General features: G+C 65.5%; 15 protein-coding genes. 5 read left to right on the plus strand and 10 right to left on the minus strand.

Annotated features, from left to right (window positions below; all coding sequences use genetic code 11):
- Positions 1–118: 118 nt before the first annotated feature.
- Positions 119–844, minus strand: a complete 726-nt coding sequence (locus NFC73_RS14950; RefSeq protein ID WP_371706713.1) for a redox-sensing transcriptional repressor Rex — start codon at positions 842–844, stop codon at positions 119–121.
- Between the two features lie 89 nt (positions 845–933).
- Positions 934–1,188 carry a glutaredoxin family protein gene (locus tag NFC73_RS14955; RefSeq protein WP_104060455.1) on the minus strand — a complete coding sequence of 85 codons (255 nt, stop codon included), beginning with the start codon at positions 1,186–1,188 and terminating at the stop codon, positions 934–936.
- 151 nt (positions 1,189–1,339) lie between these two features.
- On the opposite strand from NFC73_RS14955, the gene NFC73_RS14960 reads away from it, so the two are divergent.
- Positions 1,340–2,158 (plus strand): HAD family hydrolase, encoded by an 819-nt coding sequence (locus NFC73_RS14960; RefSeq protein WP_058931379.1) that lies wholly within the window; start codon positions 1,340–1,342, stop codon positions 2,156–2,158.
- Positions 2,159–2,413: 255 nt separating this feature from the next.
- On the opposite strand, the gene NFC73_RS14965 is transcribed toward NFC73_RS14960, so the two are convergent.
- The 8 genes from NFC73_RS14965 to NFC73_RS15000 form a co-directional block, all read right to left on the minus strand.
- Positions 2,414–2,512: a 30S ribosomal protein bS22 gene (locus NFC73_RS14965; protein WP_003792170.1), complete on the minus strand. Its 99-nt coding sequence runs from the start codon at positions 2,510–2,512 to the stop codon at positions 2,414–2,416.
- A 156-nt stretch (positions 2,513–2,668) separates the two neighbouring features.
- A complete protein-coding gene (locus NFC73_RS14970; protein WP_058931377.1) occupies positions 2,669–2,881 on the minus strand; it encodes a helix-turn-helix domain-containing protein in 213 nt (70 codons plus the stop codon).
- A 142-nt stretch (positions 2,882–3,023) separates the two neighbouring features.
- The gene (locus tag NFC73_RS14975) at positions 3,024–4,130 is read right to left on the minus strand and encodes a 3-deoxy-7-phosphoheptulonate synthase (RefSeq protein WP_254751440.1); all 1,107 of its coding nucleotides are present in this window, start codon (positions 4,128–4,130) and stop codon (positions 3,024–3,026) included.
- Positions 4,131–4,438: 308 nt separating this feature from the next.
- The gene (locus NFC73_RS14980) at positions 4,439–5,440 is read right to left on the minus strand and encodes an acetylxylan esterase (RefSeq protein ID WP_254751442.1); all 1,002 of its coding nucleotides are present in this window, start codon (positions 5,438–5,440) and stop codon (positions 4,439–4,441) included.
- A 174-nt stretch (positions 5,441–5,614) separates the two neighbouring features.
- Positions 5,615–7,102 carry a rhamnulokinase gene (locus NFC73_RS14985; RefSeq protein ID WP_254751444.1) on the minus strand — a complete coding sequence of 496 codons (1,488 nt, stop codon included), beginning with the start codon at positions 7,100–7,102 and terminating at the stop codon, positions 5,615–5,617.
- Positions 7,099–9,165, minus strand: coding sequence for a bifunctional aldolase/short-chain dehydrogenase (locus NFC73_RS14990; RefSeq protein ID WP_254751446.1), 2,067 nt, complete (start codon positions 9,163–9,165; stop codon positions 7,099–7,101). The genes NFC73_RS14985 and NFC73_RS14990 overlap by 4 nt, the downstream gene beginning before the upstream one ends.
- Positions 9,166–9,167: 2 nt before the next feature.
- Positions 9,168–10,334, minus strand: coding sequence for an L-rhamnose isomerase (gene rhaI, locus NFC73_RS14995; protein WP_254751448.1), 1,167 nt, complete (start codon positions 10,332–10,334; stop codon positions 9,168–9,170).
- A gap of 107 nt (positions 10,335–10,441) precedes the next feature.
- A complete protein-coding gene (locus NFC73_RS15000) occupies positions 10,442–10,789 on the minus strand; it encodes an L-rhamnose mutarotase (protein WP_254751450.1) in 348 nt (115 codons plus the stop codon).
- A 149-nt stretch (positions 10,790–10,938) separates the two neighbouring features.
- Here NFC73_RS15000 and NFC73_RS15005 point away from each other — a divergent pair, with 149 nt between their 5' ends.
- From NFC73_RS15005 to NFC73_RS15020, 4 genes are all read left to right on the plus strand, one after another.
- Positions 10,939–11,964 (plus strand): LacI family DNA-binding transcriptional regulator, encoded by a 1,026-nt coding sequence (locus NFC73_RS15005; protein ID WP_254751451.1) that lies wholly within the window; start codon positions 10,939–10,941, stop codon positions 11,962–11,964.
- Between the two features lie 106 nt (positions 11,965–12,070).
- Entirely contained in the window at positions 12,071–12,535 is a 465-nt protein-coding gene (locus tag NFC73_RS15010; RefSeq protein WP_254751452.1) for an iron chaperone, read from the plus strand.
- 108 nt (positions 12,536–12,643) lie between these two features.
- Entirely contained in the window at positions 12,644–14,038 is a 1,395-nt protein-coding gene (locus NFC73_RS15015) for an FAD-binding oxidoreductase (protein ID WP_254751454.1), read from the plus strand.
- Between the two features lie 28 nt (positions 14,039–14,066).
- The gene (locus NFC73_RS15020) at positions 14,067–14,228 is read left to right on the plus strand and encodes a hypothetical protein (RefSeq protein ID WP_254751455.1); all 162 of its coding nucleotides are present in this window, start codon (positions 14,067–14,069) and stop codon (positions 14,226–14,228) included.
- Positions 14,229–14,305: the final 77 nt, after the last annotated feature.

Here is a 14,305-nt window from a genome sequence, read left to right on the forward strand (position 1 = left end):
TCCCCGACGTAATTCTCCAGCTCGACCCGCAGCCCAGTCTCTTCCATTCCCACGCAACGAAATTAACAGGTCAGGCCCGCGATTAAAAGCCCCTCGCCGAAAACCTAACAAAGTACTACTAGGCGGTCTGGTCCGGGGTCTGCGCCCGTTGTGCGTGATAGGCGAGGATCTGCAGTTCGGTGGCCATATCCACCTTGCGGAGGTTGACCCCCTCGGGGACCTGCAGCATAACGGGGGCGAAGCTCAGGATGCTGTGGACGCCGGCCGCCACCACGCGGTCGCACACGGCCTGCGCCGCATGGGCCGGAAGCGCCAGGACCACCATGTTGGCGCCCGTCCGCTGCAACACGGCCTCCATGTCCGCAGAGTCGCTGACGCGCAGCCAGCCCACTTCATTGCCCACCACCATCTGGTCGGCGTCGAAAATTGCCACGACGTCAAACCCGCGGGACTCGAAGCCGCCGTAACGGGCCAGGGCCTTGCCGAGGTTACCCGCGCCAACAATGGCGACCTTCCAGTCGTGGGTCAGCCCCAGGGCCGCGGAGATGTGACGGCTAAGGTACTGCACTTCGTAGCCCACTCCGCGCGTGCCGTAGGAACCCACATAGGAAAGGTCCTTGCGAAGGGTTGACGAGCTCACTCCTGACGCTTCCGCCAGCGATTCCGAAGATACCCGTTCGACGCCGTCGGACAGCAGCGTGTTAAGGGCGCGCAGGTAGATGGTCAGCCGGGCCACTGCTGCGGGCGGTATTTGCTTGGTGGATTCGGCGCCGTGGACGGGCTGTGCACTGTGGCCAGCCTCTGTACCTTGGACAGCATGGGGAGATGGATCCAGTGAAGTCACTATCCCCTCCATCCCATCGCGTCGTGACTCCACTCTAGAGCCCCGCAGCTGGTGCCAACAAAGCCGATGTCATTCTCCGGGCCGCTTTCCTATTGGGCCATGGCGCGTTTGAGGACGCGCTCCAGCCGGGCCTCGTCGATCTTCCAGAAATCGCGTTGGATTCCATCCACCAGGACGACGGGAATTTCCTCCGCGTACCGCTCACGCAGTTCCGGCAGCTCGTCCACCTGCTGTTCCGTCCACCCGAGTCCCAGCGAGGCAGTAACGCGTCCGACGGCGTCGCGCGCTCCTGCACACAGGTGACAGTCTGCCTTGGTGATGAGGACTACCTCGGGTTTTGCCATGCATTAACCGTATCGCCCTTCAGGGCAGAGAGCTGGGCAGAGGACAGCGGCCGACGGCGGGTCGTACGGCGGAGGGGGTATCCGGGGCGAGCGCCGGCACTCGGGCTGGCACTGAAATCCTGGCCACCGAGTATTGACTAGACTCGTGGACATGCCCGAGGAGAAGTACGTCGCTGTGGTGACCCAGCCGGATGCGTTGATGCAGACCGGCGAAGCCGCCTTTTTCGACGTCGATAACACCCTCATGAAGGGCGCCAGCCTCTTCCATGTTGCCCGCAAGATGCACCAGCGCGGCGCCTTCACCCTGACACAGGCTGCGGGGTTCGCGTGGAAGCAGTTCAAATTTGTGGCGCGCGGCGAGAACATGGACGATGTCCACGCTGTCCGCGACTCCGCCCTCACGCTCGCCGAGGGCATCACCGTGGAAGACGTCAAGGCCCTGGGCGAAGAGGTCTACGACGAAATGATCGCGTCCAGGATCTGGCCCGGCGCCAAGGCATTGGCGCAGCAGCACCTGCGCGTGGGCCGGCGGGTCTGGCTGGTTACCGCAACCCCCATCGAGGTTGCGGCGGTCATTTCCACCAGGCTCGGCCTGACCGGAGCGTTGGGCACCGTGGGCGAGGTCGCCGATGGCATGTACACCGGCCGGCTGGTGGGCGACATCCTGCACGGTTCCGCCAAGGCAGTGGCAGTGCAGGCCCTGGCCCACGCCGAAGGCCTGGACCTCAAGCGGTGCTGGGCCTACAGCGACTCATACAATGACATCCCTTTGCTCACCCTCGTGGGGCACCCTGTAGCCATCAACCCTGATGCCAGGCTCCGCCGCCACGCGCGGGACAATAACTGGCCGGTCTACGACTTCCGTTCCGGCCGCCGCGCCGCCACCTTGGGGCTCAAGGCAGCAACGGCCGGCGGCGTAATTTACGGACTGTGGAAAGGCTTCGCGCGCATCCGCGGCCCCCGGATTTAGGAACCCGGCCCGGCCAGCTGCTGTGTCTCGCGTAGGAGCGCATCGCGGCCGAACGCGGGACGAAGGTTGCCCAGCGACCGTAGGAGCGCCTTTCGGCTGCAGTGAAAGCCCGCGGGCCCCGGCCCGAGCTTGCGAGGGTTGGGCAGGGCTGAACGCTAAGCGACGGCGAGGCACAGCAGGTGGCGACCCCACCCGACGCAAAAAAATGCCCGCTGCCGGATAGGCAACGGGCATTTCACGCTTGTCGAAGTATCTCTACTTCTTATTGCGGCGCTGGTGACGGGTCTTACGAAGCAACTTGCGGTGCTTCTTCTTGGCCATACGCTTGCGACGCTTCTTAATAACTGAACCCACGAAAGTTCCTCACAAACTAGATGCAGTACCTGTCTGATGGAAATGGTCCGTGGACAGAGCTACAGACTGAAACAACTGACAGATTCTTACAATGACGTAAAACGTTCCTTAACAGGGTACCGCTTCTTGGCGATGCCCACTGACCGCAGGTAATGCTCAGGCGGTTTCGGAGTGCCCGTCCACCACAGCACCCTTGAGGTACTGCTCGACGGCGCTCTCCGGCACCCGGTACGACCGGCCGAAACGCACGGCGGGCATTTCGCCGGAGTGGACAAGCCGATAGACGGTCATTTTGGAGACGCGCATGACCTCGGCCACTTCGGCCACGGTCAGGAACTTCGCGTTCGAGAAGTTCTGTTCTGCGGACATTTCCCTATTCCTTTGCTGATGGATGACGACAGTACCCCAGCTTTGATTCATATTCGGTGTGCCGATGCTGAGCCATCCACCAACCATGTGTTAGATACTCTAGAGGTTCATGGGGCTGTAGTGAAAGTCATCCGGGCAATCATTAAGCGGTCCGGCGCTTCCGGGCGGACGCCGCGAGCTGATCAAGGACCGAAACGGAGACGTCCCAGTCCATGCACGCGTCCGTGACGCTCTGCCCGTGGACCAGTTCCGCCCGGCCCGCCGCATGCTCGGTGACATCGAGGTTCTGGGCTCCGCCTACCAGGAAGCTCTCCAGCATGACACCCGCGATGGCCTGTGCCGCCTCGCCGCCGTCCTCAAGCTGTGCGCCGATTTCCAGCGCCACTTCCGCCTGCCGGTGGTGGCTCTTGCCGCTGTTGGCGTGGCTGGCGTCCACGATCAGCCGCGGGTTGAGCCCCTTGCCGGCGAGCTTGGCGGAGGCGCTTTCGACGTCGGCCGCTGAGTAATTGGGGCCCTTCCGTCCACCTCGGAGGATGACGTGGGTGTCCGGGTTCCCGGCGGTGGCCACCAGCGCGGCCCGGCCGTCGCCGTCGATCCCCAGGAACGCCTGGGCGGCAGCGGCGGCGCCGCACGCGTCGAGCGCAACCTGAAGGTCGCCGTCGGTCCCGTTCTTGAAGCCGATGGGCATGGACAGGCCGGAGGCAAGCTGGCGGTGGATCTGGCTCTCGGTGGTGCGCGCCCCGATGGCTCCCCACGAGATGAGGTCCGCCATGTACTGGGGGCTGATGGGTTCCAGGAATTCGGTGGCCGTGGGCAGTCCCAGCGCGGTGACCTGCTGCAGGAACTCCCTGGCGGTCCTGAGCCCCGTGACCATGTCGTGGCTGCCATCGAGGCGCGGATCGTTGATCAGGCCCTTCCAGCCCACCGTCGTGCGGGGCTTTTCGAAGTACGTGCGCATCACGATCAGGAGGTCGTCACGGTGCTTCTCGGCCTGGCTGACCAGGCGGCGGGCGTATTCCAGTCCAGCCTTGGGATCGTGGATGGAGCAGGGGCCCACGATGACCAGCAGCCTGTCGTCCACGCCGTCCATGATGGCCCGGACCTCGTCGCGGCCACGCTCGACGACGTCCGTCACCCGGGCGTCCAGGGGCAGCTCGGCAATGAGCTCCTGGGGCGAGGGCAGCGGCGTGAATTCGCTGACGCGTAGATTGGACGTGGATTTCGAGGGAGTGGCTGTCGCGGTGCTCATGTTCGGGTCCTGTTCCAGATAGGAAAGCGGGCCCAGATCAGAACCCGCCGGAGAAATGGCGAAGGGCAGAGAATGATCTCTGCCCTGTTGGCTCTGAAGGAAGATGGATGCGTGTCAGTTAGACGCGGGCTCCTCCAGAGCCAACGAAAAATACGCATACCAACGGTTTGTCATAGGCAAACCATAACCGCGGGCCGCGACAGCCGCAAAATCACGGCCGTAACGTTGCGCGAACTGGCAGATAACGCCCTCAAATCCGTCTGGAGGCGTCGTTATCTGCCAGTTCGCGCGGTGCCAGCCAGGCGATGTCAGCCCAGGAGCTCGCGGAGGTACTGCAGCTGCCTGATCCAGTGGTGCTCCTGGCCGCCCTCGTGGTTGTTGAACCGGTAGACCTCGATGTCCTTTTGTGCCGCGGAGCCGCTGCCGTAGGCGTTGAAGCTGGCGAACACGGTGGAGGGCGGGCAGACATCGTCCATCTGCGCCACCGAGTACAGGGCCCGTGCGGTGGCCGCCCGGGCGAGGTTGACGCCGTCGAAATAGTTCAGGACCGCGAGCATCGGCTCGTACCGGTCCCGGTGCCTGCCCAGGAACGCCGCGATTTCCGGATAGGGGCCGCGGGCCGCGATGTCTATGGACCTGGGGAAGTCCTGCAGGAACGGGACGTCGGGCAGCGCGGCGATGACGCCGTCGAGCCTTCCCGCCACCAGGCCGGCAACCGCCACCACAATGCCGCCGCCCTGGCTGATTCCGGCCAGGACCACCCGCGACGGATCCACCCCCGGGTGGGACTGCGCCGCTTCCACCGCCCGGAACGCGTCCACGTACACGCGGCGGTAGTAGTAGTCCTCACGGCTGCCGGAGCCCCTGGTCATCAGCCCCGCGTAGGCCACCTCGCCGGCAGACGGGTGCGGATCCGCCGTCTCGCCGAGGATCCCGCCGTAACCCTGGCCGCGGGTGTCCATGATGAAATGCGCATAGCCGGCCTGCGCCCACTTCGTGTCCTGGTTGACCAGGCCGCGGCCGCCCGAATAACCGATGTACTGCACGACGACGGGCAGCGGGGTTCCGGCGCTCCGGTTCACCGGAAGGTGCAGCCAGCCCTTGATCGGTGAGCCGCCGTAGCCTGCGAACGTGACGTCGAACGTGTCGACGACTGCCAAATGGTTCTCCACCGGCTCGAACGTTGCGTTGAGCGGGAACGTCCGGGCCTCGTTGAGGGTGGCGTCCCAGAAAGTCTGCAGGTCGGCGGGCGGCGTGACCCTCGAGGTGTAGCCGCGGAGCTGGTCAAGGGGAAGGTCGAAGAGGGGCATGCTGCTGTCCGGTCCTGTCTCGTCGGGTTGCTATCGGAGATCCTACGTCACGCAAACCACCCGGCGGCGCCTTCTTTGCGCGCGAAGGGACACGCGGGGCCCTCCGGCCGGGGCCCCACGTACCCTTCGCGCTGGGTGGTTCGCGCAAGGTGGTTGCTGCTGGGTGGCGGGCGGTTACAGGCGGGAGAGCTGCGGCGAGAACGTCTGCAGCTCGTGCGAAGACACCACCAGGCGGCGCAGTTCCGTGAGTCCTCCGCTGATGTGCCCGGCAGCACGGGCCTGGACCAGGACGTTCCCGACGGCGGTCGCTTCCACCGGCCCGGCCACCACCTTCTTGCCCGTGGTGTCGGCCGTGAGCTGGCAGAGGAGCCTGTTCTGGGAGCCGCCCCCCACGATGTGGACCACATCCACGGTGCGGTCCGCCAGGCGTTCGGCGTCCGCGATGGTGCGTGCGTAGCCCGTGGCCAGGCTGTCCATGATGCAGCGCGTGATGGCCGCCGGGTTATCAGGCAGGATGTCCCCGGTGTGGCGGACCGTGGCGCGGATGCGTTCGGGCATGTTGTCCGGGGCGATGAACGCGGAATCGTCCGGGTTGATCTGCGGGCCGCCCGGGGGCAGCGCCGCTGCGGCGGCCAGCAGGTCAGTGAGTTCCGGGGTGTGGCCTTCGGCGGCCCAGGTCCGCTGGCATTCGCTGAGCAGCCAGAGCCCGCCCATGTTGCGCAGGTAGCGGATGGTGCCGTCCACGCCGCGCTCGTTGGTGAAGTTCGCTGCCCTGCTGGCCTCGGTCAGGACCGGATGATCCAGTTCCAGACCTACCAGCGACCAGGTGCCGGAGGAGATGTAGGCGAAGGTCTCCGCATCGGCCGCGGATGGCCCGGCGGGGACGGCGGCGACGGCGGAGGCGGTGTCGTGCGAGCCGACAGCCACCACCGTGGTGCTGGCCGGCAGTCCGACCCTGGCCGCGATCTCCGGCAGCAGGGTGCCGACGGTTTCGCCGGGCTCGATCAGCGGCGGGAACAGGTCTTTGGGCAGGCCCAGGGCGGTGAGGAACCCGGTGGCCCACTCCCCCGCGACGGCGTCAAACAGGCCCGTGGTGGAGGCGTTGGTGGATTCCGTGCGGCGCTGTCCCGTCAGGAAGAACGCGATGAGGTCCGGGATCAGCAGCGCCTGCAGGCCGTCCAGGTCCCGCTCCGTGGCCAGCTGGTACAGGGTGTTGAACTGCAGGAACTGCAGCCCCGTAGTGCCGTAAAGCCGGGCAGGGTCCAGTTTCCGGTGCACGGGCGCGACGGCGGCGCGGCTGCGGTCATCGCGGTAGCTGAAGGGCTGCGCCGTCAGCTCCCCGGCGGCGTTGACCAGGCCGTAGTCCACCGCCCAGGTATCGATGCCGATGCTGGCGATCGACTCGCCGTGTTCCCCGGCGACGCGCGCCGCGGCAGCGAGCCCCGCCAGCACCTCGCCGAACAGGGCGTCGAAATCCCAGCGGAGGCCGCCGTCGAGCTCCACCACACCGTTGGGGAAACGGTGCACCGTCTCCAGCGTCACTTCGGATCCGGTGACGCGTCCCAGGATGACCCGGCCGGAGGAGGCGCCGATGTCGACGGCGGCGAACACCGCCCCGGCGGTGGCCGGGGCGGTGTCCTGTGCTGTTGGAACGCTGCTCATCGCAGGAAGGCTGCGGCGACGCCGGCGTCCACGGGGATGTGGAGTCCGGTGGTGTGGGACAGTTCGTTGCTGGTCAGGACCGCGGCGGCGTTGGCCACGTGTTCGGGCAGGACTTCGCGCTTGAGCAGGGTCCGCTGGGCATAGTACTTGCCCAGTTCCTGCTCGTCCACGCCGTAGACCGCGGCGCGCTTGGCACCCCAGCCGCCGGCGAAGATCCCGGAGCCGCGGACCACGCCGTCGGGGTTGATGCCGTTGACGCGGATGCCGTATTCGCCGAGCTCTGCCGCGAGCAGCCTCACCTGGTGGGCCTGGTCTGCCTTCGTGGCGGAGTACGCGATGTTGTTCGGGCCGGCGAACACTGAGTTCTTGGAGGAGATGTAGATGATGTCCCCGCCCATGTCCTGGTCGATCATGACCTTCGCCGCGGCCTTGGAGACCAGGAAGGAGCCCTTGGCCATGACGTTGTGCTGGAGGTCCCAGTCCTTTTCGGTGGTTTCGAGCAGCGGCTTGGAGATGGACAGGCCGGCGTTGTTGATCACCAGGTCCAGGCCGCCGAAGGCCAGCACCGCTTCCTGGATCGCGGCGGCGATCTGCGCTTCGTCGGTTACGTCCGCCTGGACGCCGATGGCGACGTCCGGTCCGCCGAGCTCCGCGGCGACCTTTTCCGCGTTTTCGAGATTCAGGTCGGCAATGACCACGCACGCGCCGTCGGACGCCAACCGGGTGGCGATCGCCTTGCCGATGCCCGACGCCGCGCCCGTCACCAGCGCGATGCGGGAGGCATGGGACTTCGGCTTGGGCAGGCGGGCGAGCTTTGCCTCCTCGAGTGACCAGTATTCGATCCGAAACTTCTCGGATTCCTCGATCGGTGCGTAGGCGGAGATCGCCTCGGCGCCGCGCATCACGTTGATGGCGTTGAGGTAGAACTCCCCGGCCACCCGTGCGGTCTGCTTGTTGGCACCGTAGGAGAACATGCCCACGCCCGGGACCAGCACGATGGCCGGGTCCGCGCCGCGCAGGGCCGGACTGTCCGGGGTCGCGTGGCGGTCGTAGTAGGCCTGGTAGTCCGCGCGGTAGGCGGTGTGGAGGTCCTTCAGCCGGTTGATGGAGTCCTGGATAGAGGCATCGGCAGGCAGGTCCAGGATCAGCGGCTTGACCTTGGTCCGCAGGAAATGGTCCGGGCAGGACGTGCCCAGCGCGCCAAGACGCGGGTGCTCGGCCCCTGCCAGGAAGTCAAGGACGACGGCGTCATCACTGAAGTGCCCCAGGACCGGTTTGTCCGTGGACGCCAGCCCGCGGATCACCGGCGCCAATGCTGCGGCCTTGGCACGGCGCTCGGTTTCCGGCAGGGCACCGTAGCCTGTGAGCTTTGGACCGAAGGGTTCGGTTCGGCCGTTCTCCTCGATGTACTTCTCGGCCTGTTCGATGATCCACAGAGAATTGGCCTCGGCCTCTTCGGACGTGGCGCCCCAGGCGGTGATGCCGTGCCCGCCCAGGATGGTGCCGATGGCCTGCGGGTTGGCGTCCTTGATCGCGGCAATGTCCAGGCCCAGCTGGAAACCGGGCCGGCGCCACGGAACCCAAAGAACCTTGGCCCCGAAGACCTTGGAGGTCAGCGCCTCGCCGTCCACCGCGGTGGCAATGGCGATCCCGGAGTCGGGGTGCAGGTGGTCCACGTGCGCGGCGTCCACCAGCCCATGCATGGCGGTATCGATCGACGGCGCGGCGCCGCCCTTGCCGTGCAGGCAGTAATCAAAAGCGGCCACCATTTCGTCTTCCCGTTCAACGCCCGGGTAGACGTTCTTCAGGGCGTTCAGCCGGTCCAGGCGCAGCACGGCAAGGTTCCCGGCTTTGAGTGTGCCCAGGTCGCCGCCCGAGCCCTTGACCCACAGCAGCTGGACGTCCTCACCCGTCACCGGGTCCTTCTCCGTGCCCTTGGCCGAGGTGTTGCCGCCGGCAAAGTTGGTGTTCCGCTTGTCCGCGCCGAGGCGGTTGGAACGCGCAATCAGGTCTTCAACAGTCGTGTTGTCTGTGTTCTGCGTAGCTGTGTTCTGCGTAGTCATTGTTAGGCGCCCCATCCGGCTTGCTGGCCGCCGACGCGGTCCTCGTTGATCTGTTTCTGGTAACCACTGGCCCTGAACGCGGCCATCGGGTCCGCGGGCAGGCCGCGGGATTCACGCCATTCGGCCAGGATGGGCCGGACGTCGGTGTAGAAAGCGTCGTTGAACACGCCGTTGGCGGCCAGGACGTCCCCGGACCGCTGGGCCTCTCCCAGGGCGGCGGTGTCCACGAGCAGGGCCCGGGCCGTCATTTCCTGGACGTTCAGGACCGAGCGGATCTGGCCCGGGATCTTCTCCTCGAGGTTGTGGCACTGATCCAGCATCAGGGCCACACCGGAATCCTTCCCGAAGCCGCCGCCGCGGATGACCTCGTACATGATCCGGAACAGCTGGAACGGATCGGCCGCCCCCACGATCAGGTCATCGTCGGCGTAGAAGCGGGAGTTGAAGTCAAAGGAGCCCAGCTTGCCCAGGCGCAGCAGCTGCATCACGATGAACTCGATGTTGGTGCCCGGCGCGTGGTGGCCGGTGTCCAGGCAGACCATCGCCTTCTCACCCAAAGCCAGGGTCTGCGCGTAGGAAGTGCCCCAGTCCGGAACATCGGTGTGATAAAAAGCCGGCTCGAAGAACTTGTACTCCAGCACCAGGCGCTGGTTCTCGCCCAGGCCCGCATAGATCTCCCGCAGCGACTCCGCCAACCGGTCCTGACGCCCGCGCATATCGTCCTGGCCCGGGTAATTGGTGCCGTCCGCCAGCCAGACCTTCAAATCCTGCGAGCCCGTGGCATGCATGATCTCGATGCACTCCAGGTGATGGGCGATCGCCCGGCGGCGCACCGACCCGTTCGAGGACGTCAGGGAACCGAACTTGTACTCGTCATCCTGGAACGTGTTCGAGTTGATGGTGCCCAGGCCCACTCCGAGACCGGCCGCGTACTCCTTGAGGGCGGCGTAGTCATCCACCTTGTCCCACGGGATATGCAGGGCCACCGTCGGGGCAAGGCCGGTGAGCTCGTGCACCTTGGCCGCGTCTGCGATCTTCTCCTGCACCGTCCGAGGGGTACCCGGCGTGCCGAACACCTTAAAGCGCGTGCCCGAATTTCCATAGGCCCACGAGGGGACCTCGATGGCCAGCTCCCCGAGCCTGCCCAGCGCCGTTGCTACGTCATTCATGGTGGTTTCTTCCCGGTCTGTAGTGATGTGGTCTGTTGTGCTGTGGCCTGTTGTGCCGTGGTTCTTGGTGCTGTGATTCCTGCGGCCCGCCAACCGGGGCCCTTGCCTCAGCTGCTAGTGGACTCCGCCGCCGCGAGCTGATCATCAAGATTGAAGACTTCCTCAAGGACCTGGAACCCTTCGTCGGGCGCCTGGTCCGGGTTGTTGAACAACGTGGCCATCTCGGCCTGCCAGCGGGCATTGACCTCAGTCAGCGCCATCCGCGCCCGGACGGCGTCGAAATCGTCGCACTCGACGTAGCCCACCAGGAGCCCGTCCTTGCCCAGGAACAGCGAGTAGTTGTTCCAGCCGGCGTCATTCAACGCACGGAGCATCTCCGGCCACACGGCAGCATGCCGGCGCCGGTATTCGTCGATCAGCCCTGGCTGGACCGAGGAGCGGAAACACGCCCTCATCTGCGACTCCCCTGAACTTTCCAAACTTTGAATCGTTTCATTGTTACGATTCAAAGTACTCTTGAAGTCAACTGGGTGTCAAGCAATTTCCAGACCACATCCGGAACTACGGGAAAAGTGCCGCACAGGGCATATAAGCACGGAGAATCATGAATCGCTCAGCCAGCATCAAGGACGTCGCCAACCACGCCAGCGTTGCAGTGGGCACTGTCTCCAATGTCCTGAACTACCCGGACAGGGTTTCGCAGCGGACCAAGGAGCGGGTGCAGCGGGCCATAGATGAGCTGGGCTTCGTCCGCAACGATGCCGCCCGCCAGTTGCGCGCCGGCCATAGCCGGACCATCGGGCTGATCGTCCTCGACGTCGGCAACCCGTTCTTCACGTCGGTGGTGCGGGCCGCCGAAGATGCCGCGGCCCTCCTGGGCAGCGCCGTGCTGCTGGGCGACAGCGGCCACAACGCCGGCCGGGAATCAAACTACATCGACCTGTTCCAGGAGCAGCGCGTGCAGGGCCTCCTCATCTCCCCGGTCGGCGACATCACCGACCGGCTGGATCTGCTCCGTGAGCGCGGTGTCCCCACCGTCCTGGTGGACCGGCTCGCCGATCAGACCAAGTACAGCTCCGTCTCAGTGGACGACGACGCCGGCGGTTACCTCGCTGCCCGGCACCTGCTGGACACCGGCCGCCGTCGGCTCGCCTTTGTGGGCGGCCCCACCTCCATCCGCCAGGTGGCGGACCGGCTCCAGGGCGCGGAACGTGCCGTGGAGGAGGAACCCGATGCCACGCTGGAGGTCCTGGATTCCGACGGCCAGACCGTGCTGGCCGGCCGGAGCGTGGGCAACATGCTGGTGAAGCGCGGGGACCTGCCGGACGGCATCTTCTGCGCCAACGACCTGCTGGCACTAGGCGTGATGCAGTCGCTGACCATGACCCACACCCTGAGGATTCCTGAGGACATCGCCCTGATCGGCTACGACGACATCGACTTCGCGATCTCCGCGGTGGTACCCCTTTCCTCCATCCGGCAGCCCACCGAAGCATTGGGGCGCACGGCCATCGAGCTACTGGCCGAGGAACTCGAGTCCGACACTCCAAAGCACCGGGCGGTCATCTTCACTCCCGAACTGGTGGTGCGCCAGAGCACCGCCCCGGCGAAGGGATCCTCCGCCGGCTAAGGGCCTCCGCTTCCTGCAGCTCCGGATTCGAGCAGTTCTGGAGAAGCCTCCTTGACGCCCGGACACTAGCGTGGACCCCAAGAGACCGCCAAGGAAGGAAACTGCAATGACGGACACGAACAAGGCCGGCACGAGCACCAAGCCGTACGACGGCTTCGATGCGGACGAGCGCGCCGCAATGAAGGAACGGGCCCAGGAGCTCAAGGCTGCATCGGGAAAAGGGGCCCGCGCCGCCAAGCCCGATGGCAAAAGCGATGTGCTCGGGAAGATCGCCGAGATGTCGGACCCGGACCGCGCCATCGCCGAACGGCTGCATTCCATCATCACGGACAACGCGCCGGAGCTCGCGCCGAAGACCTGGTACGGAATGCCTGCGTACGCCAAGGACGGCAAGGTGGTCTGTTTCTTCCAGCCCGCGGACAAATTTAAAGCAAGGTACGCGACGCTCGGATTCAGCGACCCCGCAAACCTCGACGACGGCAACATGTGGCCCACCTCCTATGCCCTGACCAAGCTCACGGCCGCAGACGAGGCAAGAATCGTCGAGCTCGTGAAGAAGGCGGTCAGCTAGCGGCTCAGCCTGCCTCGGACGGGGGCGCCCACGCCACCGCAATTTCCCCTTGCGAGTTCGTGCCAACGGTGGGACTCTGCTGGAAGAAGCGAGAGGTCCGTGATTCCAATGACGCAAAGCACGGAGATCGACGGCGCTGCTGTCGATGAATTACAGGCATCCTTTCGGGGCGCAGTCGTCCGCCCTGTTGATGCCGGCTACGACGAGCACCGCAAGGTGTGGAACGGGTCGATTGACCGCCGTCCCGCACTGATAGCCCGCTGTACCGGCGTCGCAGACGTGCGAGCTGCCATCCGGTTCGCCCGCACGCAGGACCTGCGGGTCGCCGTGCGGGGAGGCGGCCACAGCTTCCCCGGGCTGTCAGTGTGCGATGACGGAATGCTCATCGATCTCGGGCCTATGAAGGGCATCCGGGTGGACCCCGAGGCGCGGACGGCGCGCGTCCAGGCCGGCGTACTGCTCGGCGAGCTCGACCGGGAGACGCAGGAGTTCGGTCTCGCTGTCCCGTCTGGAGTCGTGACCCACACCGGGGTGGCGGGCCTGACCCTCGGCGGTGGCATCGGCTGGGTCATGCGCAAGCACGGGCTCACCATTGACCAGCTGCTGTCTGTGGACGTGGTCACCGCCGACGGCGAGCTGGTCAAGGCAAGCGAGAACGAAAACGCCGACCTCTTCTGGGGCGTGCGGGGTGGCGGCGGGAACTTCGGCATTGTCACCGACTTCGAGTTCCGGCTTGTTTCCTTGGGTCCGTACGTTATGGCCGGGCCGGTCTTTTGGCCGATGGAGGATGCGCCGGAGGTGCTGCGGTTTTACCGTGACTGGATCGCGGACTGCCCCGACGAGCTGATGACCATCGCCGTGCAGCGCAGGGCACCGGCGCTGCCGATCGTGCCGCCCGAGCTGGTGGGCAAGCTCGTCCTTGGGGTCACCGCCTGCTACGCGGGCCCGGTTGAGGAGGGCGAACAGGTCCTGCGGCCGCTCAAGGAGTTCGGTTCGCCCGTGCTCGACTTTTGCCGGCCAAAGCCGTTCCTGGAGCATCAAAGCACCTTCGATCCGTCCTTCCCGCACGGCTGGCATTACTACGTCAGGTCCTGTGACGTTGCAGCCCTCAGCGACGAGGTCATCGACATCGTGGCCGAGCACGGCAGCCACATTACCTCGCCGGTCACCAGCATCGCCCTGTGGCAGATGGGCGGCGCGGTGGGGCGGATCGATGATGAGGCCACAGCCTTCAATGGCCGCCAGGCCGGGTTCACGTTCAACATCAACGGCAACAGCAAGACCGCCGACGGCTTCGCCGCCGAGCGCCAGTGGGCCCGCGACTACTGGTCTGCCCTGGCGCCCCACCACACCAGCGTCTATGTGAACTTCCTGATGGAAGAGGGCGAGGAACGTGTCAGGCACGCTTATGGTGCTGCCAAGTACGACCGGCTCAAGTCACTCAAGCGCATGTACGATCCCACGAATTTCTTCAGCCTCAACCAGAACATCAGGCCCGACTGATGACAGCGCTAGTGGATCGGAGAACGTCATGCTAAAAACCCTGCTCTGCAAGATGAATCTGCGCCACGATTGGCACATCAAAACCACGGACGACGGCGGCCGCTACCGGCGCTGCGCACGCTGCGGTAAGTACCAGGAAGGCAGCAGCGGCGGCCGGAATGGCAACTGGGCAGCGCCGCTGGGCATGTAATCGCAGCCTGCAACACGCACTGGACTATCACCATGGTTATGCCGCACACTGGACTCGGGAAAGCGCTTGCCCAATCT

Origin of the sequence: Pseudarthrobacter humi, from assembly GCF_024294965.1 — a bacterium.
In the GTDB taxonomy this organism is placed as follows: domain Bacteria; phylum Actinomycetota; class Actinomycetes; order Actinomycetales; family Micrococcaceae; genus Arthrobacter; species Arthrobacter humi.